Consider the following 23551-nt stretch of genomic DNA (forward strand, 5'->3'; position numbering starts at 1 on the left):
CGCGCGTTACGCGCGTTCGAGAATGCTCACATAATTGGCGACGGCCGCTCCCCCCATGTTGAACACGCCGGCCCGGTCGGCCTTGGGAAGCTGCATGTCGCCCGCCTCGCCGGTGAGCTGCATGGCGGCGAGAGCGTGCATGGAAACGCCGGTTGCCCCGATTGGATGCCCCTTGGACTTCAAACCGCCGGAACGGTTGACCGGCAGGCGTCCGTCGCGGGTCGTCCATCCCTCGAGCACGGCGCGGCTGCCCTGGCCCTCGGGGGTGAGGCCCATCGCCTCGTATTCGATGAGCTCGGCGATGGTGAAGCAGTCATGCACCTCGGCGAAGGAGAGGTCAGAGAGGCTGAGCCCCGCCGTGTCCAGCGCCCGCGCCCAGGCCTCCCGCGCGCCCTCGAAGCGGACGATGTCGCGCCCGGCGATGGGGAGGAAGTCGTTCACCTGGGCGGTCGCGCGGAAGCGCACGGCGCGGCGGGCATTCGCGGCCACGTCGCCCTCGGCGATGACCAGCGCGGCCGCGCCGTCCGAGACCAGGCTGCAATCGGTGCGCTTCAGGGGGCGGGCCACATAGGGGTTCTTCTCGCTCTCCTGGCGGCAGAACTCGTAGCCCAGGTCCTTGCGCATCTGGGCGTAAGGATTGTCGACGCCGTTGCGGTGGTTCTTGGCCGCGATGGCGGCCAGCGCGTCGGAGGCATCGCCATGGCGCTGGAAATAGGCCTCGGCGATGCGGCCGAAGACGCCGGCGAAGCCCGCCTCGATCCCGGCCTCGGTCTTGAGGTGGGAGGCGGAGAGCAGGATCTCGCCCACGCGCGGCCCCGGTGTGGAGGTCATCTTCTCCACGCCCACCACCAGCGTGACCTTGCCGCGCTTCGCGCCGAGGAAATCGAGGGCGCCGTGGATGGCGGCGCTGCCGGTAGCGCAGGCATTCTCGAAGCGGGTGGCCGGCTTGAAGCGCAGCTCCGGCACGGCCTGGAAGACGAGGGAGGAGGGGAAGTCCTGCCGCTGGAAGCCGGCATTGAAGGTGCCGAGGAAGACGGCGTCCACCTCATGCGGCTCCAGCCCGGCATCGACGATGGCTTGGCGCGCGACGAGGCCGATCAGCGCCTCGGCGTCGGGAACGTCGTCCAGCTTGCCGAAGCGGCTATGGGCCCAGCCGATGATGGCGGCGTCATGCTGTGCGGACATTTGCCTCGCGCTCCCTCTGCTGGGGGCGGAGGTTACGCGAGAACCGGGGTCGTAACCATCGTGCTGATGGGGCGGGTCAGCCCCGCCGGGCGCCCATGCCGTCGTCGGGCTCTGCGGCCACGACATAGTCGAAGCCATGCGGGAGGGCCCCCAGGCTGGCGATCAGGGCGGCGGCGCTCTTCCGCAGGCGTCCCGCCTGCGCAGCGAGCTCGCGCGTGAGGCGCCGGTCGGGGATCCGCTCGAGGAGGGCCTGGCCGGTCGCCAGCTGCATCTCCACCCAGGCCATGGGATAGCGGTTGGGGAAGCGCTGCGCGAAGAGGACCCGGAAGCCGGCCTGTTCCAGCCGCGCCAGGACCCATTCGGCCGGGAATTCCCGGTAGGGCGTCTCGCCCGCGAGCAGGGTGCAGGCATCCCGGAAGCGCCCGATCGCCTGGACCAGCCGGCCGGCCTCGCCTTCCACCCCGCCGACGACATAGGGATCGAGGCCGACGACGTAGAGCCGGCGCCCGACCAGCGCCCGCAGCCGCCGGAAGAGGCTTTCCTGGAAATAGGGCGAGAAGCCCTCCACGGCGCCGACCAGGTATTCGGCCAGCACCACGTCATGGACCTCGCCGGCGAGCAGCGCCGGGTCGGTCCAGTTTCCCGCGACCAGCCGGTCCTGCGGGCGCAGGGCGCCGCAGAGGCTGGCGCGGGTCTCGGCGAGATGGCTCGGGTCGGCGCTGACGCCGGTCCATCGCGCCGTGGCGAGGTCGCTGGCCCAGAGGGCCGATTTCACCCCGGTTCCCGCGTCGAGGAACGAACCCCAGGGCATGTCGCCCTGGAGCCGCTCGATCACCCCGAAGAGCGGGGCATGGGGTGGTTGGCGCACCTCGGTTCTTCCGCTCAGAAGGTGAGCGTCGCGCCGCCGATGACCGTGGCGCCACGGCCACCGCCGATCGTCTCCGCCGCCGGCACGGTATAGACCGTGTTGCCGATGTTGGTGGCGTTGACGAAGAGCGTGAGCCGGTCGATCGGCCGGTAGGAGGCGTAGAGGTCCACGGTCGTGTAGCTCGGGATGGCCGAGGTGACGCCCGTCGAGGTCAGGCTCTGGGTATTGCCGATGGCCCGGACCCGGCCACCCAGCGTCAGACGGCGGTCGAGCAGTCGGACGCCGGCATCCACCATCAGATTGTTGCGCGGCAGGAAGCTGTGATCGGCCCCGTCGGCGTAGCGGATGCTGGTGTTGGTGTAGGTCAGGTTGATGTAGGCGACGCCCATGTCGTAGCCGCCCTCAAGCTCCACGCCGCGCAGCCGGCTCTTGCCGGGCACGTTGTTGTAGAACGAGTAGGAATAGGCGCGATTGTTCGCCGTGCCGCGGATCGACACCATGTTGATGAGGTCGTTCACGTCGTTGTCGAAGTAGGCGAGCTTGAGGCGGACCCGGTCGCCTTCCTGGATGACGTTGCGGCGCAGCACGTTCGCGCCGATTTCCCAGCCCTGCGACGTTTCGGGGCGCAGATAGGGGTTCGGGTAGAAGGTGGAGGCACCGCCGGCCGAGTGCGGGCCGGAATACATCGTTTCCGCGATGGTGGGCGGGCGGAAGGCCCAGCCGTAGCTGACATAGGGCTGCAGCCAGTCGAGCGCCTGCACGGCCAGGGTGAAGCGCGGGCTCACGCGGCCCTGGCTGTTATTGGCGTTGTAGGCGCCCGTGACGGGAACGGGGCCCAGCGCCGGGTTGGCGAAGCCCTGGCCATCGAGCGAGTAGTGGTCGTAGCGCAGGCCCTGGGTGAAGCTGAGGATGCCGCGCGTGAAGGTCGCTCGCGAATAGGCGCCGAACAGGTTCAGCGTGCCATCGCCGTTCACGCCGCCCCGACGGGTCTTCGTGTCGTCCGTGGCGTATTGGAGGCCATATTCCCAGTTCACGTTCACGCTGCCACCCAGCGCGAAGCGCGAGGTGTTGGAGATGTGGCCCTGGATGGCGTTGTTGACGATGCGCCGCCCGGTGGCGGTGGCCGAGAACTTGCCCGCCTCCGTCAGGTAGTTGTTCATCCGGATCTGGTTCCAGGACACCGCGGTGTCGAGGTCCACCAGCGGATTGGCGACCGGCCGGTAGCGGTAGCTCAGCTGCACCAGGTTTGACTGGATGTTCTGGTCGTAGAAGTTCGAGGTGAAGCGGTTCTCGTAGACATTGCCGGTCAGCGAGATGCGATGCTCCTCGTTCGGCTGCCAGTTCATGCGGAACAGGCCGGAGCGCTGCGACTGCTCGGTGTTCGGGACGATCTGGCCGTCGCCGTTCTTGAACTGGGAGTTCTCGCGGCCGCTGAAGCCGCCCAGCACGCTGATGCCGTTGCCCAGGCGCGCGGCGGTGACGACGCTGGTGTTCCACTGATAGCCGTTGGAGCCGGTCATGCCCTGCAGGCGGCCGCCGATGTTCTGGCCGGGGCGCAGGATGTCCTCGACGTCGAGGAGGCGGAAGTTCACGGCGCCGACGAGCGCACCCATGCCGCCGCGGCCTGTGACCGCTCCGCGCTCGACATCGATGCCGGAGATGAAGTTGGGATCGACATAGGCGAAGGAGCCGCCTTCATGGCCCGCGGGGCGGAAGTTCTGACGGACACCCTCGACCATCATGTTGACGCGGCCGAAGCCCTCCATGCCGCGCATGTTCACCGCGACGCCGGGCTGGGAGGCATAGCCGCCCAGGGCCACGCCGGGGACGGTGTCGAGGAGGCGATTCGTGTCGCCGCCCATGCGGAGGGAATCGGGAGTGACGGTGCTGACGCCCGCCGGGGTCTCGAAGGCCGCGTCATCCGGGGTCGTCTGAACATGGACGGTCGGCAACTGTAGGTTGCTGGGATCGACGGCCGGCGCGGGTTGCGCCATGGCGGCGAGGCTTCCGATGGAATAGAGCGCCGTCGTCGCAAAAATGTACCTCAGGGCTCTGATATGGCTTCGCCGCACGGCCGATAATCCTTTGCTTTCCTGCGACGAGGCCATCCGACGGCCTGACCGCGGGACGGTCTTTAATAAGAATGATTCTTAATTGCAATGCGACTGAGTCGCAATTGCACCTCCGGCATGCACGGGCTATGGTCCGCGAACTTTCTCGGAGAGGTAATTTTGATGACAAAACGACTCATGCTGGCCGCGGCGATCGCTGTCTCCGGCGCCATGGGCCTCGGTTTCCCCGGCGCCGCCGACGCTCAGGCGCCCGCAGCCACGCCCGCGCCTGCCGCCCGCCCGGCCGATGCCGAGCGTCCGCAGCTGACGCCCGAGCAGCAGGCTGCCGCCCGCCAGCGCTTCCGCGAGACCTTCCTCGCGCAGTACGACACCAACCGCGACGGGACGGTGACGCGCGCCGAATACGACGCCGTGCGTGACGCCGTGTTCCGCCGGACCGACACGAATGGCGACGGCAGCCTCTCGGAAGCCGAGTATGTGGGCGAGTACGAGGGCCGGCTGCGAGCCGAGTACGGCACGCGCGAGATCGACGAGACCTTCCGCCGCCAGATCACGCAGGCGAGCCGGCGCTTCGAATCGATCGACCGCGACCGCGATCTCTCCATCAGCCGCGCCGAGTACGACGCCGTCGCCAGCCGCACCTTCAACCGGGCGGACGCCAATCGCGACGGCGTGGTCACCGAGGCCGACTGGGCGATCCAGCCGCCCAACACGCACCCCTGACCAGACAGGCTGCCGGCCGAGGCCGGCAGCCCCAGGGTCCGTGATCCGGAAGGGCCACGGACCCGCCATCGCGGGGAGGGGCCATCAGGCCCGGGCCGTCCGGCCCCCGCGATCGCGCCCCCCTTTCCTGACGAGGATCACCCCATGCGTTCTCTTCTCACCGCGGTGGCGGCCGTCGGGCTGGCCGCCGCGCCGGCCCATGGCGCGGAGCTCCGCGTCAGCATCGAGCTCCCGCAGCTGAACGTCGCGGAGTACCACCGGCCCTATCTGGCGGCCTGGATCGAGAATGACCGGCAGGAGGCCGTCGCCAACCTCGCCGTCTGGTACGACACCAAGCTGCGCAACGAGCATGGCCAGCGCTGGCTGAGGGATCTGCGGCAGTGGTGGCGGCGCGGCGGTCGCGACCTGGCCCTGCCGGCCGATGGCGTCAGCGGCGCGACCCGCGCGCCGGGGCATCACCAGCTGCTCGTCGATCCTGCAAATCCAAGCCTGGCGGGCCTGCAGCCGGGTACCTACAGCGTCGTGGTCGAGGTCACGCGCGAGGCCGGCGGCCGCGAGCTCGTCCGGGTGCCGATGCAATGGCCGCCCGCGGCGCAGTCGGCCAGCGTCTCCGGTTCCACGGAGCTCGGGACCGTGGCGCTCAACGCCCGGCCCTGAGCCCATCGGGTCCCGGGCGGAGAGATCAGTCCGGGACCAGCAGGCTGACCGCGACCTGGGCCGCGATGCCCTCGCCGCGGCCGGTAAAGCCCAGGCGCTCGGAGGTGGTGGCCTTCACGCCGACGCGCTTCTCCTCGACGCCCATGAGCTGGGCGAGGCGCGTGATCATCGCCGGCGCATGGGGTCCGATCTTGGGCTGCTCGCAGATGAGCGTGACGTCGGCATTGACCAGCATGCCCCCTCGCGCGGCGATCCGGCCGGCGGCATGGACGAGGAACTGGGCGCTGTCGGCGTCCTTCCACTTCATCTGGGAGGGCGGGAAGTGCCGGCCGATATCGCCCTCCGCCAGCGCGCCATAGATGGCGTCGCACAGCGCATGGATGCCGACATCGGCGTCCGAATGCCCGTCGAGGCCTAACTCGTGCGGAACCGTGATGCCGCAGAGGATCAGCGGGCGGCCCGGCACCAGGCGATGGACGTCGTAGCCGGTGCCGACGCGCGGCAGCAGTCGGGGGAGGAGGGTGGCTTCCACGCGGGCGAGATCCTCTGGGAAGGTGATTTTCACGTTGCTCTCATGGCCCGGGACCAGCGCCACGGCCGCTCCCTGCCATTCGAGGAGCTGGGCGTCGTCGGTCGCCTCGGCGGTCGCGGCCTCATGGGCGGCGCGCAGCGGGGCGAAGCGGAAGGCCTGGGGCGTCTGGGCCCGGTAGAGGCCGGCGCGGGCGACGGTCTCGCCGATCCGGGCCGCGTCGCCACGCTTCAGCGTGTCCGAGACCGGCTGGGCCGGAATGGCGCCGGGGCTGGTCTCCAGCGCGGCCAGCAGCGCCTCGATGGTGCCGGCGGGGACGATGGGGCGGGCGGCGTCATGGACCAGGACCACCTCCGGCGCGTGCGCGGCCAGGGCCGCGAGGCCGGCCTTCACGCTTTCCTGGCGGGTGGCCCCGCCGGTCACGGGCGGCAGGTGGGGCAGGCCCTCCAGCATGCCGGCGACGCGCGCCTCCTCGCCGGCGGCGCAGACGGGCTGGAGCAGGCGGACCTGGCCCCCCGCGAGCAGCGCTTCGGCGGCCACGCGCAGCACCGGGCGGCCGAGGAGGGAGGCATATTGCTTGGGTTCGGGCGCACCGAAGCGCTCGCCGCGCCCGGCCGCCATGAGGAGAGCGGCGATCATGTCAGGCCCCGCATAGGCCAGATCGCCCCGGTTGCGGAAGCCAGGCGGTGAAATACACGCCATACGCATGCCCAGCGTGGACGCAGGACGACATTTTGCGTATGGCTGCACAAATGATGAGCACCCGTCTTCGTCCGATCGAACTGTCGCGCGACGTGACGATCGAAACGCCGGTGATCCTCGCCCCCATGTCCGGCGTCACCGACCTTCCTTTCCGGCGGCTCGCCCGCGCGGAGGGCACCGGCCTCGTGGTCAGCGAGATGATCGCCTCGGCCGCCATGATCCGCGAGAACTGGCAGAGCCTGAAGATGGCGGAGACGGACGGCTTCGGTGCGCCCTCCTCGGTGCAGCTGGCCGGCTGCGAGCCCTCGGTCATGGCTGAGGCCGCCAAGCTGGTGGTGGATCGCGGCGCCGCCATCGTGGACATCAACTTCGGCTGCCCGGTGAAGAAGGTGGCCCTCGGCCAGAGCGCGGGCTCCGCCCTGATGCGCGACGAGGTCCGGGCGGCCGCGATCCTCGAGGCCACGGTGAAGGCCGTGAACGTGCCGGTCACGCTCAAGATGCGCATGGGCTGGGACCATAACAGCCTGAACGCGCCGAAGCTGGCCCGCATCGCGCAGGAATGCGGGATCAGGCTGGTCACCATCCACGGGCGTACGCGCCAGCAGCTCTACACGGGCGTGGCCGATTGGGACTTCATCGCCTCGGTGAAGGCGGCGGTGGACCTCCCCGTCATCGCCAATGGCGACATCCTGACCGTGGACGACGCGGCCGCCGCCCTCACGCGCTCGGGCGCCGACGGGGTGATGATCGGCCGCGGCTGCTACGGCCGCCCCTGGTTTCCGCGCCAGGTCGCGGCCTTCCTGAACGAGGGCGTCCGCCTGCCGGACCCGACGCTGGAGGAGCAGCTCGCTATCCTCCTGCGCCACTACCATATGATGCTGAGCCATCACGGGACGAAGAACGCCGTGCGCATGGCCCGCAAGCACATCGCCTGGTACTCGCGCGGCCTGCCCGGCAGCGCCGAGTTCCGCTCGCAGGTCAATCGCGTGGAGACGCCCGAGGAGGCGGAGGCGCTGATGCGCGGCTTCTACGAGCCGCTGATCGAGCGCGGCGTGGAGGCCACGCAGGACGCCTTCCGGGAAGCCGCATGAAGCTCCGGCGTCTCCACTCTGCGGACGCGGCGCGTCCCGTTGATACCGGGGACGAAGGGATGACCAGGGACGTGACAACCAAGGCGGCGCCTGCGCCGCGGCCGGGTGGTGCGGCGCTGCCGGAGGCGGCGGCCATCCTCTCGGCCCTGCCCATGCCGGCCGTCGTGCTCGACGCCGAGGAGCGCTTCCGCTTTGCCAATCCGGCCGCGGAGCTCTTCTTCCAGCATTCCACCCAGACGCTGCTCGACATGCCGCTGGGCGAGCTGCTGCCGCCCGACAACCGGCTCTTCGGGCTGCTGCACCAGGTGCGCATGCAGGACAGCCCGGTGGCCGATCACGATCTCACGCTGGAAAGCCCGCGCCTGCACCGCCATGGGGTCTCGGTCTATGGCGCGCCCATGCCCGACCTGCCGGGCCATGTCGTCCTGACGCTGCAGGATGGCTCGACCGCCGCCATGCTCGACCGCCAGCTGCACTTCCTGGGCGCGGCGCGGGGCGCGACCGCCATGGCCGCGATGCTGGCGCATGAGGTGAAGAACCCGCTCTCCGGCATCCGGGGCGCGGCGCAGCTGCTGGAGCAGGGCGCTTCCGAGGGCGACCGCGAGCTCTGCACGCTGATCCAGGAGGAGAGCGACCGGATCCGCAAGCTGGTGGACCGGATGGAGATGTTCTCCGACCGGCCGATCGAGCCGCGGGCGGTCAATATCCATTCCGTCCTCGACCATGTCCGCCGGGTGGCGCAGAGCGGCTTCGCCTCCCACCTGCGGATCGTCCAGGAATACGACCCCTCGCTCCCCGCTGTCTGGGGCGAGCGCGACCAGCTCGTGCAGATCCTGCTGAACCTCGTGAAGAACGCGGCCGAGGCCCTGGCCCAGGGCGCGACCAATGGCAGCCCGGGAGAGATCCAGCTCGTCACGGCCTATCACCACGGCGTGCGCATCGCGGTACCCGGCAGCAACGAGCGCGTCCATCTGCCGCTGCAGGTGATGGTGCGCGACAACGGCCCCGGCATTCCCGAGCCGTTGCGCAGCACCCTCTTCGAGCCCTTCGTGACCACCAAGCGGGGCGGCCAGGGGCTGGGCCTTGCGCTGGTCGCCAAGCTCGTCGCCAACCATGGCGGGCTGATCGAATGCGACAGCCGCCCGGGCCGCACCACCTTCCGCCTGTCCCTGCCGGCCCCGCCTCCTGGCGAGCCGGGCCTAGAGAGCGATGAATGACAGAAGCCCGCACCATCCTGATCGCCGATGACGACCGGGCGATCCGCACGGTCCTTTCCCAGGCGCTGAGCCGCGCGGGCTACCATGTGCGCGCCACCTCCTCGGCCTCCACGCTTTGGCGCTGGGTCGAGGACGGGGAGGGCGATCTGGTGGTGACGGACGTCGTCATGCCCGACGAGAACGGGCTGGACCTGCTGCCGCGCATGCGGCGGGTGCGGCCGGACCTCCAGGTCGTGGTGATGAGCGCGCAGTCCACCTTCACCACGGCGGTGAAGGCCGCTCAGCGGGGCGCCTTCGAGTATCTGCCCAAGCCCTTCGACCTCAAGGAACTGCTGAGCGTCGTGGAGCGCGCCCTCGCGCAGCCGGCCAACGGGCTGGTGGCCGAGGAGGAGAGCGAGGGAGAGCGCCTGCCGCTGATCGGCCGCAGTGCCGCCATGCAGGAGATCTACCGCACTGTCGCGCGCCTCACGACGGCCGACCTCACCGTCATGGTCACGGGCGAGAGCGGCACGGGCAAGGAGCTGATCGCCCGCGCGCTGCACGACTACGGCAAGCGCCGCACTGGCCCCTTCGTCGCCATCAACATGGCGGCCATCCCGCGCGAGCTGATCGAGAGCGAGCTCTTCGGCCATGAGCGCGGCGCCTTCACCGGCGCGCTGACCCGCGGCGTCGGCCGCTTCGAGCAGGCGGCCGGCGGCACGCTCTTCCTCGACGAGATCGGCGACATGCCGGCCGAGGCGCAGACCCGCCTGCTGCGCGTGCTTCAGGAGGGCGAGTTCACCACCGTCGGCGGGCGGGCGCCCGTGAAGGCCAATGTCCGCATCGTGGCCGCGACCCATCGCGACCTCCGCGCCTCCATCCGCGCCGGGCTCTTCCGTGAGGACCTCTTCTACAGGCTCAATGTGGTGCCCATCCGCCTGCCGCCGCTGCGCGAGCGGACGGAGGACATCCCCCTCCTGGCCCGGCACTTCCTGGACCGCGCCCGCGCAGCCGGCCTGCCGCACAAGTCGCTGAGCCCGGAGGCGCTGTCGCGGCTCAAGCTCCATGCCTGGCCCGGAAACGCGCGCGAGCTCGAGAACCTGATGCGTCGCCTCGCGGCGCTCTATCCGCAGGAGATCATCGGAGAGGAGGCCGTCGCCGCCGAGCTGGCCGAGGCGGAAGTCCCGGGCGAGGGCGCGCCGCGCAGCAGCGAGACGCTGGAGCAGGCGGTCGAGCGCCACCTGAAGCTGTTCATGGCCGCCCATCAGGACGGCATGCCCATCCGCGACCTGCACGACCGTGTGATCTCCGAGGTCGAGCGGCCGCTGCTGCGACTGGCCCTCAGCGCCACGCGGGGTAACCAGATCAAGGCGGCGGCGCTGCTGGGCCTCAACCGCAACACGCTCCGCAAGAAGTTGCGCGACCTGGAGCTCCCGGTCGTGCGCGGGCTTTCATGACGTGATGAGCGAGCGCACGGCCGCACCGCGCGTCCGGGTGCCCCTGCTGCGGCGGATGGCCGACATGCTGCTGGGCCGGGGTGTGACCCTGGGCCTTGGCATCGGCGCGCTGCTGATGGGCATCGCCACCTTCGTCCTGCTGTCTGACGGCAGCCCCTTCGGGCCGACGCGCCCGGGGCAGGTCGTCGTCATCTTCCTCGTGAACACGGCGATCATCCTGCTGCTGATCGCCTCGCTGCTCGGGCAGCTGGTGCGTGTCTGGGCGGAGCGCCGGCGCGGCTCCGCGGGCTCGCGGCTGCACACGCGGCTGGTGCTGCTTTTCTCCGTCGTGGCGATGGTGCCCGCGATCACGGTCGCCAGCTTTTCGGTCGGCTTCTTCAACCTCGGCATCCAGGCCTGGTTCAGCGACCGGGTGCGGACCGCGCTGGAGGCCTCCCTGGCTGCGAGCCGTGCCTATTTCGAGGAGCACCAGAACAATATCCGCGCCGATGCGCTGGCCATGGCCAACGACCTCAACCGCGCCGTCGTCCTGCTGCCTGAGCAGAGCTTGGCCTTCGCCCGCGTGCTCGCGAGCCAGGCCAGCTCGCGCGGCCTGACCGAGGCCGTGGTCTTCGAGCCGCTGCTGGGCCGGATCGTGGCGCATGCCGGCGTCAGCTCGGCCTTCCAGCTCTCGCCGCCGCCCGACTGGGCCATGGAGCAGGCGACGAATGGCGAGGTGGCGGTCATCGCCGTGGAGGAGGAGAATCGCGTCCGCGCGGTGATCGCGCTGACCCCGACCTCGGGCCTGCAGCTGATGATCGGTCGGCCCGTCGATTCCTCCGTGCTCGAGCACATGCAGCGCACCGAGGCGGCGGTGACCGCCTATCAGGCGATCGATCGAAATCGCGAGGGGCTGCAGATCACCTTCGTGATGATCTTCGCCATCGGCTCGCTGCTGGTGCTGCTGGCGGCGGTCCTCATCGGTCTCGTGCTCGCGAACCAGCTGGCCGGCCCCATCTCGCGCCTGATCACGGCGGCCGAGCGGGTGCGCGGCGGCGACCTCTCCGTCCGGGTAGAGGAGGGCGACGCGGATGACGAGGTCGGCAGCCTCAGCCGCGCCTTCAACCGCATGACCAACCAGCTTGCCGCGCAGCGCAGCGAGCTGATGGAGGCCTATCGCCAGATCGCCGAACGCCAGGGCTTCACCGAGGCCGTGCTGGGCGGCGTCTCGGCCGGCATCGTGGGCCTGGATGCCGAGCTGCGGGTGAACCTGCCGAATCGCAGCGCCAGCCAGCTGCTCGGAATCGACCTGGAGCGCGAGATCGGGCGCCCCATGGCCGAGATCGCGCCCGAATTCGCGACGCTGCTCGCCAATCCCGGCAGCACGCGCACGGCCGAGATCCGCATCGGGCCCCATAATGCCCGCCGCACCCTCCTGGCGCGCCTTTCGCCGGAGATGGAGCAGCAGGGCCATGTGCTGACCTTCGACGACATCTCGGCGCTGCTGACCGCGCAGCGGCAGGCGGCCTGGGCCGATGTCGCGCGGCGAATCGCCCATGAGATCAAGAATCCGCTGACGCCGATCCAGCTCAGCGCCGAGCGCCTCAAGCGCCGCTACCTGAAGCAGATCCACGACGACCCCGAGACCTTCACCGCCTGCACCGACACCATCGTGCGGCAGGTGGGCGATATCGGCCGGATGGTGGACGAGTTCAGCGCCTTCGCCCGCATGCCCCAGCCGGTGATCCGCACGGAGGAGATCGCCAAGATCGTGCGCGACGCCCTGATCCTCCAGCAGAACTCCCGCCCGGAGATCGCCTGGATCACGGATCTGCCCGATCGCCCTGTCTTCGGCGCCTGCGATCGGCGCCTGATCAACCAGGCGCTCATCAACTTGCTGAACAACGCGGCGGACGCCATTGCCATGCGCGTCCAGCGGGATGAGGATGAGGGGCGGGAGAAGCCGAGCCCCCTCGGCCATATTCGCGTGAGCCTGCATCCGGATGGCGACATGCTTGTTATCGCCGTGGAGGATGATGGAATTGGCCTGCCTGACGGAGTCGAGGTCGATCGCCTGACGGAGCCCTATGTGACCCACAAGGCGAAGGGAACCGGCCTTGGTCTTGCCATCGTTAAGAAGATCATGGAGGACCACCGGGGGCGGATCGTGCTGGGCGACGCCTCGGGAGGACAGGGGGTTCGCGCCGAGTTGTTCCTGCCTGCGAGGGATGCTGAAATTCTGGAAGGTGAAGTGATGGAGCGCGGAAATGGCGCATGACATCCTGATCGTCGACGACGAACCGGATATCCGTTCGCTCATTGACGGCATCCTTTCCGACGAGGGCTACGAGACCCGCCAGGCACATAACTCGGACACCGCGCTCGCCCATTTCCGCGGGCGGCGACCCTCGCTGGTGATCCTCGATATCTGGCTGGCCAATTCGCGCCTCGATGGCCTCGGCATCCTCGATGCGATGCATCGCGAGGAGCCGCATATCCCCTGCGTCATGATCTCCGGCCACGGAACAATCGAGACGGCGGTGCAGGCGATCCAGCAGGGCGCCTACGATTTCATCGAGAAGCCGTTCAAGAGCGACCGCCTGCTCCTGATCGTCTCCCGCGCGCTGGAAGCGGCGAAGCTGCGCCGCGAGGTAAGCGACCTCAGGCTGCGCGCCGGTTCCGAGACGGAGCTGGTGGGCGTCTCCCAGGCCATGGCCCAGATGCGGGCCGCCATCGACCGCGTGGCGCCCACCAATTCGCGCGTCCTCATCAGCGGGCCGGCCGGCACCGGCAAGGAGGTCGCGGCACGGATGCTGCACGCGCGCTCCCGCCGGGCGGACGGCCCCTTCATCGCGCTGAACTGCGCGACGCTGAATCCCGCCCGAATCGAGGAGGAGCTCTTCGGCGTCGAGCCGCAGGGCGACCAGCCCCGGCGCGCCGGCACGCTGGAGCGGGCGCATGGCGGCACGCTGCTGCTGGACGAGGTGGCGGACATGCCCCTCGAGACCCAGGGCAAGATCGTGCGCGCGCTGCAGGAGCAGGGCTTCGAGCGCGTCGGTGGCGCCACGCGCGTGAAGGTGGATGTGCGGGTCATCGCCACTACCAACCGCGATCTCCAGGCCGAGATCACCGCGGGCCGCTTCCGCGAGGATCTTTTCTACCGCCTGTCGGTCGTGCCGCTGCGCATGCCCGCGCTGCGCGAGCGGCGGGAGGATGTGCCGGCCCTGTCCCGCCACTTCCTCTCGCGTTCGGTCGAGACGTCCGGGCTTCCGCAGCGCAGCCTCGCGGAGGACACGATCGCCGCGCTGCAGACCTACGAATGGCCGGGCAATGTCCGCCAGCTGCGTAACCTGATCGACTGGCTGCTGATCATGGCGCCGGGCGAGCAGGGGCAGCCCATCCGCGCCGAGGCCCTGCCGCCCGAGATCGTCTCCGCCGCGCCGTCCATGCTGCGGCTCGATCGCTCGAGCGAGATCATGACCCTGCCGCTGCGCGAGGCGCGCGAGATGTTCGAGCGCCAGTATCTGGAGGCGCAGCTTCTGCGCTTCGGCGGCAATATCAGCCGCACCGCGAATTTCGTGGGCATGGAGCGCAGCGCGCTGCACCGGAAGCTCAAATTCCTGGGTGTGCAGGCGGAAGACAGGGCTGCGGGGACGGCGTAATCTTCGGCCCGTCTCCTACGGAAGAGCCGGCATGTCGAAGATCGCCTACGTCAACGGGGCCTATCTGCCTCAGCGCTACGCCAGCGTGAACATCGAGGATCGGGGCTACCAGCTCGGCGACGGCATCTACGAGGTGGTCCACGTCCATCGCGGCCGCTTCGTCGACGAGGAGCGCCATCTCGGCCGGCTGGAGCGTTCGCTGGCCGAAATCCGGCTGCCCATGCCGATGCCCCGTGCCTCCCTGCGCCTCGTGCTGCTGGAGGTCCTGCGGCGGAACCGGATCACGGCGGACGGGCTGGTCTACATGCAGGTCACGCGCGGCGTCGCGCCTCGTGACCACGCCTTCCCGAAGAAGCCGGTCCCGGTCGCCATGGTGGTGACCGCAAAGCGCATCGCTCCCTATCCCAAGGATATCGACGCGACGGCGATTTCCGCGGTCACCTATCCCGACCTTCGCTGGGCGCGCTGTGACATCAAGACCGTCAACCTGCTGCCAAATGTCCTGGCGCGGCAGGCTGCCCGCGACGCCGGCGCGGCGGAGGCGATCCTCTACAACGAGGCGACCGGCATGGTCACCGAATGCGCCGCCACCTCCTTCTGGATCGTGGATGCGGAGGGCGTGCTGCGCACCCGCCATCTCGACCATTCCATCCTGCCCGGCTGCACCCGCGGCGCGCTGATGGCGGAGCTGGAGGCGGCGGGGATCGACTACACCCTCGGCGAGTTCAGCCTCGAGACGATGCGGAATGCGCGCGAGACCTTCCTCACCTCCGCGACGAGTTTCGTGAAGCCGATCGTGCGCATCGACGGCCGCGACGTTGCCGACGGGAAGGTCGGTCCTGTCACGCGCCGGCTCTTCGAGATCTTCACGCGCCATGTGAACGCCAGCGCGGGCAACGCGCCGTGACGGCGGATACCGCCCCCGCGGCGATCCTCTTCGACTGGGACAACACGCTTATCGACGGCTGGGCGGCGATCCAGGCCGGCCTCAACGCCGCCTTCGCCGCCTTCGGCAAGCCCGCCTGGTCGCGCGAGGAGGTGCTGGCGAACGTCCGCAAGTCGCTCCGCGACAGCTTCCCCGAGCATTTCGGCGACGAGTGGGAGCGCGCGCGGGACATCTTCTATGAAGGCGTCCGGGCCACGCATCTCGAGGTCATCACGCCGCTGGCCGGCACGCTCGCGATGCTCGATGCCGCGTCGCACCTGCCGCTCGGTGTCGTCTCCAACAAGCAGGGACCGCTGCTGCGGCTCGAGGCCGAGCATCTCGGCTGGACGCCCCGCTTCGGCGCGCTCGTCGGTGCCGGCGACGCCAGGGAGGACAAGCCCTCCGGCCTGCCGCTGGAGCTTTGCCTCTCACGCATGGGCCTGCGCGCGGGACACCACATCTGGTACGTGGGCGACACCGGGATCGATCTGCAGGCCGCGCGCGCGGCGGGCTGCAGGGCCGTTTTACTAGGGGATGCGGCGCATGACGGGGGTGTCCAGGCCCTTGGTCCGGACATTCATTTTGCCGACGGCGAGGCCCTCGCGCGCTGGCTCGGGGCCCTGGACAAGGGGGGCTAGAGGCACGACATTCCGGCGCTTCATGTGCGGCCCTTCGGGTGCCGTTCAAAAACAAGAAGGAGGCCGTTATGGCCGAGAAATCCCAGAACGTGCAGGACGTGTTCCTGAACCACGTTCGGAAAAGCAAAACTCCGGTGACGGTGTTCCTGGTGAACGGCGTCAAGCTCCAGGGGATTATTACCTGGTTCGACAACTTCTCGGTGCTGCTCCGCCGGGACGGGCATACGCAGCTTGTCTACAAGCACGCGATCAGCACCGTCATGCCGGGTGCGCCGATCATGCTGTTCGATCCGCAGGCTGCGGGCGCGGCTGCGGCTCAGGGAACGGCCGCTGGCGCGGTGCAGGGGACGACGACGCAGGGCGCGACGACCGCCTCCACCCCGCTGCGCGAGACGACGCTGACCATTGGATCACGGGAGCCCGCCGCTGCGCGCGACGAGTGAGGACGTGACGCCGGCCCCGACGCGGGCCGCCGTCATCCTGCCCTATGAACGCGCCCAGCGTTCCAACGTGCTCGAATTCGCCCCCGCGGGGGCGATGCCGCGCGCGGCGGAGGCGCGCCTTGCCGAGGCGGTGGGCCTGGCCGCCTCCATCGGCGTGACCATCGTCCATTCGGGCATCCACCCGCTGCGGCAACGCCGTCCCTCGACCCTGCTGGGCGAGGGCCAGGTGGCCATGGTGCGGCAGGCGCTGGAGGAGCAGGAGGCGAAGCTCGTCGTGGTCGACGCGGCGCTCACCCCCGTGCAGCAGCGCAACCTGGAGCGCGAATGGGGCGCCAAGGTCATCGACCGCACGGGCCTCATCCTCGAGATCTTTGGCGAGCGCGCGCGCACGCGCGAAGGCTCGCTGCAGGTCGAGCTCGCGCATCTCGAATACCAGCGCACGCGCCTCGTGCGGTCCTGGACGCACCTTGAGCGCCAGCGCGGCGGCTTCGGCTTCCTCGGCGGCCCCGGTGAGTCGCAGATCGAGATCGACCGGCGGTTGATCGGCGAGCGGATCGTGAAGCTCAAGAAGGAGCTGGAGCAGGTGCGCCGCACGCGCGGCCTGCACCGCAAGGCGCGCGAGCGCGTGCCTTTCCCGGTGATCGCGCTGGTCGGCTACACGAATGCCGGCAAGTCCACGCTGTTCAACGCGCTCACGGGCGCGGCCGTCTATGCGCAGGACCAGCTCTTCGCCACGCTGGACCCGACCATGCGGCAGATCACGCTGCCTTCCGGCCGGCATGCCATCCTCTCCGACACCGTCGGCTTCATCAGCGAACTGCCGACCCAGCTCATCGAGGCCTTCCGGGCCACCCTGGAGGAGGTCGCGGCCGCCGACATCATCCTGCATGTGCGCGATGTCTCGCATCCCGACAGTGTGGCGCAGCGCAACGACGTCGTTGCGGTGCTGGACGAGATGGCCGATGGGCCGGACGCGCCGCTCGACGAAGGCTGGCGCGCCCGCAGCATCGAGGTGCTTAACAAGGCCGACCTGCTCGGCGGCACCGAGGCGATCGCGGGCCGTGCGCCCGACGGCCTGGCGGTCTCCGCGCTGACCGGCGAAGGGCTCGATGCGCTGCGCGAGGTGCTGGACGAACGGCTCTCGGCCAGCATGGTGACCGAGCACTTCGAGCTGCCGCCCGAGGACGGTGCCCGGCTCGCCTGGCTCTACCGCCACGGCGAGGTGGTCGAGCGCGTGGAGGAGGAGGGGCTGATCCGCCTCACCGTGCGCCTGTCGCCGATGGACCGGGCCCGCTTCGCCCAATTGGCATGAGGGTCTCGGCCGGTCAGGCGGAAGACGTCGCCTCCGTGCTGCGCGATGCCGCGCAGGCGGAGATCCTGCCGCGCTTCCGCCGGCTCTCGGCCGGCGATATCCGGACCAAGGCCGGGCCGCTCGACCTCGTGACCGAGGCCGATGAGGCGGCGGAGCGGCGTATCGCCGCGGCCCTCGCTGCCCGCTTCCCGCAGGCGATGATCCTCGGCGAGGAGGCGGCCGCGGCCGATCCCACCCTGCTCGACAGGATGGCGGAAGCAGAGCTCTGCTTCATCATCGACCCCGTGGACGGCACGGCGAATTTCGCGGCCGGCGTGCCGCTCTTCGGCGTGATGGTGGCCGCCGTGCGCAATGGCGAGACCATCGCCGGCTGGATCCACGACCCGATGGGCGACGACACGGTCATCGGGTTGCGCGGCGAGGGTGCCTGGGTCCAGGCCTCGGATGGCGCGCGGCACGACTGCCGCGTGGCACCGCCCAAGCCGCCTTCCGAAATGGTCGGCGCGATTTCCTGGGGCTACATGCCGCCGGAGCGCAAGGCGCGCGTGCTGCCGCGCCTCGCGCGGTTGGCGGGCACGTTGAATTTCCGCTGCGCCGCGCATGAATATCGGCTCGTCGCGACGGGCGGCGCGCATCTGCTGGTCTATAACCGCCTGATGCCCTGGGACCACGCGGCCGGCGTGCTGATCCATGCCGAGGCCGGCGGTTATTCGGCCCAGTTCGACGGCGCCGCCTATTCGCCGCGCCGGCATAGCGGGGGCCTCGTCTGCGCCCCCGATGCTAACAGCCATGCCGAGGCGATGGCGACGCTTTTCGGCGACGACTGAGGCCCGGGCCGCGATCACCCGATCGCGGCCCGGCTTCCGTTCAGCTGCAGCCCAGCTTGGCGGCCAGGTCCACGAAATCCGTGCCCACCCAGTCCCAGGGATCCTCGGCGCTGAGGTCGATCGCCTGGCCCTCGCCATGCTCGGTCTTGCGCGCGACGAAGGCGGTGCTGAGACCCGCCTTGGCCGCCGCGCGAAGGTCGCCGTTATGCGCGGCCACGAGGCAGACCTCCTCAGGCTTCAGGGCGAGCAGCTCGGCGGTGCGCAGATAGGCCTCGGGCTGCGGCTTGTAGGCCTGGACCGGCTCGGCGCCGAGGATCGCGTCCCAGGGGATCATCGCCCGCTTCGCCATATTGGCGAGCAGCGCGATATTGCCGTTGGAGAGCGGCGCCAGGAAGTACTTCCGCTTCATCCGCGACAGCCCCAGCAGCACGTCCGGCCAGGGATCGAGCCGGTGCCAGGCGCGGTTCAGGTGATCCAGGTCCCCCTCGCTGGCGCCCGTGATGTTGTTGGCGGCGAGCACCTTCTCCAGGCTCTCGCGGTGCAGGACGTCCAGGCGCGTGAAGGGGCGGCGGCCGGAGCGGCATTCCTCCATGCCCGGCTGGTAGAGCTTCCGCCAGGAATCCGCGAGCGCGAAGGGATCGAGGTCCGGGCGGCCATGCGCGGGGAGGAAGCTCGCGAATTCGCGAGCGACGCCGCTGCGCCAGTCCACCACCGTCCCGAAGACGTCGAAAACGAGAGCCTTGACCTGTTTCATTCCACTCATTCCTTTGCCGCCGGCTGCGCCCAGCGTCGTTCGAAATCCCAGACCTCGGGGAAACCCATGAGCTCGCAGATGCGGCCGAAGCCGTAGCTCTCCGAAGCGGGCAGCCCGTTGCTGTCGCCCGCCGTCTTGAGGTGGGAATAGGCGCGCTCCAGCGCGGCCGCGGCGGCGAGGAAGCCGACGGCCGGATAGATGGCGATGCCGTAGCCGATTTCCTCCAGCCGCGCCTTGGAGAGGATTGGCGTGCGGCCGCCCTCGACGTTGTTGGCCAGCAGCGGCTTGTCGGTGATGGCCTTGCCGATCGCGACCATCTCCGCCTCGCTCTCAGGGCTCTCGATGAAGACGATGTCGGCGCCGGCTTCGCCATACATGCGGCCGCGGCGGATCGCTTCCTCGAGGCCGAGCCCGGTGCGGGCATCGGTGCGCGCGACGATGAGGAAATTCGGGTCGCGCCGCGCCTCGGCCGCCACCTTGATCTTCAGCACCATCTCCTCGGCGGGGATGACGCGGCGGCCCGGCGTGTGGCCGCACTTCTTCGGGACCTCCTGGTCCTCGAGCTGGATGCCCGAGACGCCCGCGGCCTCGTAGCCCATCACCGTATGGCGGACGTTGAGCAGGCCGCCATAGCCGGTATCGGCATCGGCGATGACCGGCGTCCTCGACATCTGCGCGAAGCGGCCGATGCGGGAGATCATGTCGGTATAGGTCGCGATGCCGGCATCGGGCAGGCCGAGGCCGGAGGCGACGGTGCCGAAGCCCGTGACGTAGAGGCAGTCGAAGCCCATGCCGTCCGCCACCTTGGCGCTGATCATGTCGAAGATGCCGGGCGCCACGACGAATTTCTTCCGGTCGAAGCAGGCTTTCAGGGAGGGGTTCGCCACGATGCGTTTCCTATTGTTTGGGAAGTGTGCCAGCCGCCGAGGCCGCGGCCCAGAGGCGGTCCTCACGCTGCATGGCCTCGAGGCAGGCGGCGGGGGGACGCAGATCCGGCTCGATGCCGAGTGCCGTCAGCCGCGCCTGGAAGGCCTGGTCGGCGAAGGCGCGCTCCACATGGCCATGGATGACGCCCGCGAGGGTCCCCGGCAGGCGCGCGGGGCCAAGGAGCGCGACCCAGCCCGCGAGGTCGAAGTCGGGAATTCCCTGCTCCTGGGCCGTCTTCACCTCGGGGAAGAAGGGCGTGCGCGTCGCGGTGCTCACGGCCAGGATGCGGACGCGCCCGCTGCTCATATGCGGCGTGGCGCTGGCGGTGCTCGTCCAGCCCATGGGCAGGTTACCGGCCACGATGTCGGTCATCAGCTGACTGCCCGCGCGGTACTGCACATCCGGGATCTCGGCACCGAGGCGCCGCGCCAGCTCCTGGCCGATGAAGCTCGACAGCGCCTCGGTGCTGCCGGTGGAAAGGCGCGTCGGCTGGGCGCGGGCGAAGGCGGCGAGGCTGGGCAGATCGGTGAAGGGCAGGGCGTTGGAGGCGGCCAGCACCATGGTGTTGCGCGTCAGCATGGCGATGGGCGCGAAGTCGCGGATCGGGTCGTAGGGCAGCGAGGACAGGACGTGCCGGTTCATGACATGTGTCGAGACCACGGCCATCAGCGTATGGCCGTCGGGCTCCGAGCGCGCCACGACCTCCGAGCCGATGACGCCGGCCGCGCCGGCCCGGTTCTCGACGACGATGGGGAAGGGCAGGTGCGGCCGCAGCGCCTCGCCGAGGGCGCGGGCCAGGATGTCGGTGCCGCCGCCGGCGGCATAGGGAACGATGAGCCGCACGGGGCGCTGCGGCCAGGCCACTTGGGCGGCGGCGAGGCCTGGAAGCAGCGCCGGCAGCGCGAGGGCGGTCCTCCGTCCGATCATCCTGGTGTTCCCCTTGGTGTTTTGCGGCAGTCTCGCGCGTGGGGGGCTGTTGCGGAAGCCCTGCCATCGTGGGGGATGGAGCATGGCACGAAGCGTCACGGTCATCGGCCTCGGCCATGTCGGCCTGCCGACGGCGGTCCTGCTGGCCGGCCGCGGGATCTGCGTCCAGGGCGTGGATGTCGATGCCCGGCTCCGCGAAGGCCTCGCCGCCGGGCGATGCCATCTGGCGGAGCCGGGGGTCGAGACGCTGCTGCGGCAGGGGCTGCGCGAGGGGCTTCTCACGCTGCATGCCGAGCCGCCGCCGGCCGATGTCTTCGTCATCGCGGTGCCCACGCCGCTGGGCCCCGACCGCAGGGCCGTCCTCGATCACGTGCTGGAGGCTGCACATGCGCTGGCTCCCGCCCTGAAGCTCGGAGACCTCGTGCTGCTGGAGAGCACGAGCCCGATCGGGACGACGGCGCGGATCGGCGCGCTTCTCGGCGAGCTGCGGCCGGAGCTGGACGAAATCGCCGTCGCCTATGGGCCGGAGCGCGTGCTGCCCGGCCGTATCCTCGCCGAGCTCGAGCAGAACGAGCGCGTGGCCGGCGGCCTCACGCCCGAGGCCACGCGGAAGGCGATCGCCTTTTATCGCCTCTTCGTGCGCGGCGCGGTGCACGGCACGGATGCCGCGACGGCCGAGATGGTGAAACTGTCGGAACGCGAGGGGCGCCCCCTCGAAACCCAGGTATAAGGCCGTCTTGCCTCAGAAAACTGCTCCATCGCATCATCGACGGATGGACAAAAAAGACGTGGCCAAGCTGCCCTACTTACGCCAAGGCACAGATAGAAACTGGACCATTCGGCGGGTCGTTCCGCCGGAGCTTCGGCCCGTCATCAAGAAGGGCGAGCTATGGGCAAGTCTCCGCACCCCAGACAGGAAGATCGCGGCGAAGCGATACCACCCGGCCATGATGGAATTGGAGGCTGAGCTGGACCGCGCGCGTCGTACGCTCGACGCCGTTGCACCGCTGTCCGAGCCCACAGAGGCCACGATCCGCGAAGCCATCCGCCGCCGCTTCCACATGGCGGAGCGCGAAGCTGAAGCCGCCGATGCACATGCCTTGGCGACCGGCACGGCCAACGCGCTCATTGACCTTCGCCGAGAGGACGCCACGCACCTCACCGACTTAGCCGCCGCCGTGGAAGAAGCATCCGCGAGCGTCACCGCCGAAACTCTGCAACCGGTTGCATCGGCTGATCCTGCCGCCAAGAAGCCGATTGTCTCCACCATCGCAAATGGCAACACGAAGCGCATTGATGCCGTCATGCATGCCCATGGCTTCGGCAACGTACCCGACGCGCTGCGCCTGTATGCTGCCCGGCTGCTACTGGCTGCCGAGGCCGAGAATGCACACCGCTCCCTTCATCGTCTTGGCGATCACGGCACACCGCCACCGCATCCGGCATTCCATGACCTTCACAGCCTCATGGAAGCGCCGCCTGCACCCGCACCGGCCGTAAAGCCGTTGCCGGCCGCCGAGCTTTTGAAGGCATGGGCCGCTGAACGTCAGCCTGCCCCTCGCACATTGAAAGCCGCCACGCGTCGCTTCGCCCAGCTCGCCAAATTCCTGGGTTATGACGACATCCGAAGAGTCACGAAGCAGGACGCCGGCAACTGGACCGCCGATCTGCTGGAGAAGGGCCTAGGGGTTAAGACAGTGCGCGACTGCTTGCTCTCCTTGAGCAGCGTCGCTGGCCTTGCGGTGGACAGAGGTAAGTTGGAGGCCAACCCTTTCTCAAAGGTCGCCCCGAAAGAGCCCCGTCGAAGGCTGGATGGGCGCCGTGGGTATACGGATCAGGAGGCCGTGACGCTGCTGACTTCTGCCCGTGCGGAACAGGGCTTCCTCCGCTTTGCGGCACCCATCCTCTGCTTCACCGGGATGCGCATATCCGAGCTTGTCGGGCTCCGGCGGCGGGACATATGCGAGGTGGATGGCGTGCTGATCTTCGACATCGTGCCCACCCCCGAACGCCCGTTGAAATCGGCCGCCGCGCTTCGCATGGTGCCCGTGCATCCCGCGCTCTTGTCGGACCTCACGGCCCACCTCGTCACGCTGCCCGACGATCCGGACGCCCCGCTCTTCCCCGACGTAAAGAGCAAGCGCGGTGACCGCGTAGGATTGGCGACCAAGCGAATGTCGGTATGGGTGCGCAGCGCCGGGGTCACAGATGCGCGGACAGCTCCTGCGCACTCTTTCCGCCATCGGATGAAAAATTCGCTGATAGACCTCGGTGTCCAGCTACACGTGCAAGATGCCCTGCTAGGCCACGAAGCGAATCACGGTTCAGGTGACTCCTACGTGGACCCTCGTTCCAGGAAGCCGGCCAAGACACTGGAAGACCTCCGCCGGGTGCCAGACCCGCTCAATCCGGGGTGAAGGAGGGCGGGGCTTCGCCGTCCGCCTCGGCCAATACGTCGCCACCGAGGTCTGTGAGAACAGGAATGCCGTCACGTTCAGTGACCAGCTCATGCCGGAGCAGCGCCGCCAAGCTGGTCATCCCGAAGGGCTGGGCAGGCGGGCCGTCAGAGGCCGCGATGATGCGGAGGAGGCGCCATTGCGGCTCGGTGAGCTTCGAGGCGATCCCTACCCGCGCTGGCTGGAACCACCCCGGGCCAAGGTAGTTCTCCCCGGCCACG

22 protein-coding genes are annotated in these 23551 nt (G+C 69.4%); 14 read left to right on the forward strand and 8 right to left on the reverse strand.

The features are described from left to right. Positions 1–6: 6 nt before the first annotated feature. From KHU32_RS17915 to KHU32_RS17925, 3 genes are all read right to left on the reverse strand, one after another. Positions 7–1185: an acetyl-CoA acetyltransferase gene (locus KHU32_RS17915; RefSeq protein WP_213671513.1), complete on the reverse strand. Its 1179-nt coding sequence runs from the start codon at positions 1183–1185 to the stop codon at positions 7–9. 76 nt (positions 1186–1261) lie between these two features. Further along, the gene (locus KHU32_RS17920) at positions 1262–2053 is read right to left on the reverse strand and encodes a hypothetical protein (protein ID WP_213671514.1); all 792 of its coding nucleotides are present in this window, start codon (positions 2051–2053) and stop codon (positions 1262–1264) included. Positions 2054–2067: 14 nt separating this feature from the next. Further along, on the reverse strand, positions 2068–4047 hold the full coding sequence (locus KHU32_RS17925) for a TonB-dependent receptor domain-containing protein (protein WP_213671515.1): 1980 nt from the start codon (positions 4045–4047) through the stop codon (positions 2068–2070). A gap of 240 nt (positions 4048–4287) precedes the next feature. Between KHU32_RS17925 and KHU32_RS17930 the strand changes: the two genes are divergently transcribed. Both KHU32_RS17930 and KHU32_RS17935 read left to right on the forward strand, forming a co-directional pair. Beyond that, positions 4288–4848, forward strand: coding sequence for an EF-hand domain-containing protein (locus KHU32_RS17930; protein ID WP_213671516.1), 561 nt, complete (start codon positions 4288–4290; stop codon positions 4846–4848). A 144-nt stretch (positions 4849–4992) separates the two neighbouring features. Beyond that, on the forward strand, positions 4993–5505 hold the full coding sequence (locus KHU32_RS17935; RefSeq protein ID WP_213671517.1) for a DUF2271 domain-containing protein: 513 nt from the start codon (positions 4993–4995) through the stop codon (positions 5503–5505). A gap of 25 nt (positions 5506–5530) precedes the next feature. On the opposite strand, the gene KHU32_RS17940 is transcribed toward KHU32_RS17935, so the two are convergent. Beyond that, entirely contained in the window at positions 5531–6673 is a 1143-nt protein-coding gene (locus KHU32_RS17940; protein WP_213671518.1) for a bifunctional 2-C-methyl-D-erythritol 4-phosphate cytidylyltransferase/2-C-methyl-D-erythritol 2,4-cyclodiphosphate synthase, read from the reverse strand. Positions 6674–6786: 113 nt separating this feature from the next. Between KHU32_RS17940 and dusB the strand changes: the two genes are divergently transcribed. From dusB to KHU32_RS17990, 10 genes are all read left to right on the forward strand, one after another. Further along, positions 6787–7827: a tRNA dihydrouridine synthase DusB gene (gene dusB / locus KHU32_RS17945; protein ID WP_408887856.1), complete on the forward strand. Its 1041-nt coding sequence runs from the start codon at positions 6787–6789 to the stop codon at positions 7825–7827. Positions 7828–7886: 59 nt separating this feature from the next. Further along, positions 7887–9044: a two-component system sensor histidine kinase NtrB gene (locus KHU32_RS17950; RefSeq protein ID WP_213671519.1), complete on the forward strand. Its 1158-nt coding sequence runs from the start codon at positions 7887–7889 to the stop codon at positions 9042–9044. Next, entirely contained in the window at positions 9041–10480 is a 1440-nt protein-coding gene (gene ntrC / locus KHU32_RS17955; RefSeq protein ID WP_213671520.1) for a nitrogen regulation protein NR(I), read from the forward strand. The genes KHU32_RS17950 and ntrC overlap by 4 nt, the downstream gene beginning before the upstream one ends. 4 nt (positions 10481–10484) lie before the next feature. Then, the gene (locus KHU32_RS17960) at positions 10485–12737 is read left to right on the forward strand and encodes a sensor histidine kinase NtrY-like (RefSeq protein ID WP_213671521.1); all 2253 of its coding nucleotides are present in this window, start codon (positions 10485–10487) and stop codon (positions 12735–12737) included. Further along, on the forward strand, positions 12727–14121 hold the full coding sequence (gene ntrX / locus KHU32_RS17965; protein ID WP_213671522.1) for a nitrogen assimilation response regulator NtrX: 1395 nt from the start codon (positions 12727–12729) through the stop codon (positions 14119–14121). The genes KHU32_RS17960 and ntrX overlap by 11 nt, the downstream gene beginning before the upstream one ends. A 31-nt stretch (positions 14122–14152) precedes the next feature. Continuing rightward, entirely contained in the window at positions 14153–15028 is an 876-nt protein-coding gene (locus KHU32_RS17970) for a D-amino-acid transaminase (protein WP_213671523.1), read from the forward strand. After that, entirely contained in the window at positions 15025–15684 is a 660-nt protein-coding gene (locus tag KHU32_RS17975) for an HAD family hydrolase (protein ID WP_213671524.1), read from the forward strand. Before KHU32_RS17970 ends, KHU32_RS17975 begins: the two co-directional genes overlap by 4 nt. Before the next feature lie 68 nt (positions 15685–15752). Next, the gene (gene hfq / locus KHU32_RS23165) at positions 15753–16127 is read left to right on the forward strand and encodes an RNA chaperone Hfq (RefSeq protein ID WP_249681287.1); all 375 of its coding nucleotides are present in this window, start codon (positions 15753–15755) and stop codon (positions 16125–16127) included. Positions 16128–16131: 4 nt separating this feature from the next. Continuing rightward, positions 16132–17439: a GTPase HflX gene (hflX, locus tag KHU32_RS17985; RefSeq protein WP_347265573.1), complete on the forward strand. Its 1308-nt coding sequence runs from the start codon at positions 16132–16134 to the stop codon at positions 17437–17439. Continuing rightward, on the forward strand, positions 17436–18266 hold the full coding sequence (locus tag KHU32_RS17990) for an inositol monophosphatase family protein (RefSeq protein ID WP_213671525.1): 831 nt from the start codon (positions 17436–17438) through the stop codon (positions 18264–18266). Before hflX ends, KHU32_RS17990 begins: the two co-directional genes overlap by 4 nt. A 40-nt stretch (positions 18267–18306) precedes the next feature. Here the strand turns inward: KHU32_RS17990 and KHU32_RS17995 are convergent, their stop codons facing one another. From KHU32_RS17995 to KHU32_RS18005, 3 genes are read right to left on the reverse strand one after another with little or no spacing between them, the layout of a single operon-like run. Next, the gene (locus tag KHU32_RS17995; protein ID WP_213671526.1) at positions 18307–19020 is read right to left on the reverse strand and encodes a haloacid dehalogenase type II; all 714 of its coding nucleotides are present in this window, start codon (positions 19018–19020) and stop codon (positions 18307–18309) included. Positions 19021–19025: 5 nt separating this feature from the next. After that, a complete protein-coding gene (locus KHU32_RS18000) occupies positions 19026–19907 on the reverse strand; it encodes an isocitrate lyase/PEP mutase family protein (protein ID WP_213671527.1) in 882 nt (293 codons plus the stop codon). A gap of 10 nt (positions 19908–19917) precedes the next feature. Beyond that, positions 19918–20874 (reverse strand): Bug family tripartite tricarboxylate transporter substrate binding protein, encoded by a 957-nt coding sequence (locus KHU32_RS18005; protein WP_213671528.1) that lies wholly within the window; start codon positions 20872–20874, stop codon positions 19918–19920. An 82-nt stretch (positions 20875–20956) separates the two neighbouring features. Between KHU32_RS18005 and KHU32_RS18010 the strand changes: the two genes are divergently transcribed. Together KHU32_RS18010 and KHU32_RS18015 are read left to right on the forward strand one after the other, a co-directional pair. Further along, positions 20957–21604, forward strand: coding sequence for a nucleotide sugar dehydrogenase (locus KHU32_RS18010; protein ID WP_213671529.1), 648 nt, complete (start codon positions 20957–20959; stop codon positions 21602–21604). 58 nt (positions 21605–21662) lie between these two features. After that, positions 21663–23291, forward strand: a complete 1629-nt coding sequence (locus KHU32_RS18015) for a DUF6538 domain-containing protein (RefSeq protein WP_213671530.1) — start codon at positions 21663–21665, stop codon at positions 23289–23291. Here the strand turns inward: KHU32_RS18015 and KHU32_RS18020 are convergent. Then, positions 23278–23550, reverse strand: a complete 273-nt coding sequence (locus KHU32_RS18020; RefSeq protein WP_213671531.1) for a hypothetical protein — start codon at positions 23548–23550, stop codon at positions 23278–23280. The genes KHU32_RS18015 and KHU32_RS18020 overlap by 14 nt on opposite strands. Position 23551: the final 1 nt, after the last annotated feature.

Source organism: Roseococcus pinisoli (genome assembly GCF_018413645.1).
Lineage (GTDB): Bacteria > Pseudomonadota > Alphaproteobacteria > Acetobacterales > Acetobacteraceae > Roseococcus > Roseococcus pinisoli.

Coding starts and splice junctions, on each gene's coding strand:
- KHU32_RS17950 (WP_213671519.1), top strand. CDS start 7,887: ATGACCAGGGACGTGACAACCAAGGCGGCGCCTGCGCCGCGGCCGGGT.
- ntrC (WP_213671520.1), top strand. CDS start 9,041: ATGACAGAAGCCCGCACCATCCTGATCGCCGATGACGACCGGGCGATC.
- KHU32_RS18010 (WP_213671529.1), top strand. CDS start 20,957: ATGGCACGAAGCGTCACGGTCATCGGCCTCGGCCATGTCGGCCTGCCG.
- KHU32_RS17935 (WP_213671517.1), top strand. CDS start 4,993: ATGCGTTCTCTTCTCACCGCGGTGGCGGCCGTCGGGCTGGCCGCCGCG.
- KHU32_RS17940 (WP_213671518.1), bottom strand. CDS start 6,673: ATGATCGCCGCTCTCCTCATGGCGGCCGGGCGCGGCGAGCGCTTCGGT.
- KHU32_RS17915 (WP_213671513.1), bottom strand. CDS start 1,185: ATGTCCGCACAGCATGACGCCGCCATCATCGGCTGGGCCCATAGCCGC.
- hfq (WP_249681287.1), top strand. CDS start 15,753: ATGGCCGAGAAATCCCAGAACGTGCAGGACGTGTTCCTGAACCACGTT.
- KHU32_RS17990 (WP_213671525.1), top strand. CDS start 17,436: ATGAGGGTCTCGGCCGGTCAGGCGGAAGACGTCGCCTCCGTGCTGCGC.
- KHU32_RS17970 (WP_213671523.1), top strand. CDS start 14,153: ATGTCGAAGATCGCCTACGTCAACGGGGCCTATCTGCCTCAGCGCTAC.
- KHU32_RS17960 (WP_213671521.1), top strand. CDS start 10,485: ATGAGCGAGCGCACGGCCGCACCGCGCGTCCGGGTGCCCCTGCTGCGG.
- KHU32_RS17995 (WP_213671526.1), bottom strand. CDS start 19,020: ATGAAACAGGTCAAGGCTCTCGTTTTCGACGTCTTCGGGACGGTGGTG.
- KHU32_RS18005 (WP_213671528.1), bottom strand. CDS start 20,874: ATGATCGGACGGAGGACCGCCCTCGCGCTGCCGGCGCTGCTTCCAGGC.
- KHU32_RS17925 (WP_213671515.1), bottom strand. CDS start 4,047: ATGGCGCAACCCGCGCCGGCCGTCGATCCCAGCAACCTACAGTTGCCG.
- ntrX (WP_213671522.1), top strand. CDS start 12,727: ATGGCGCATGACATCCTGATCGTCGACGACGAACCGGATATCCGTTCG.
- dusB (WP_408887856.1), top strand. CDS start 6,787: ATGATGAGCACCCGTCTTCGTCCGATCGAACTGTCGCGCGACGTGACG.
- KHU32_RS17930 (WP_213671516.1), top strand. CDS start 4,288: ATGACAAAACGACTCATGCTGGCCGCGGCGATCGCTGTCTCCGGCGCC.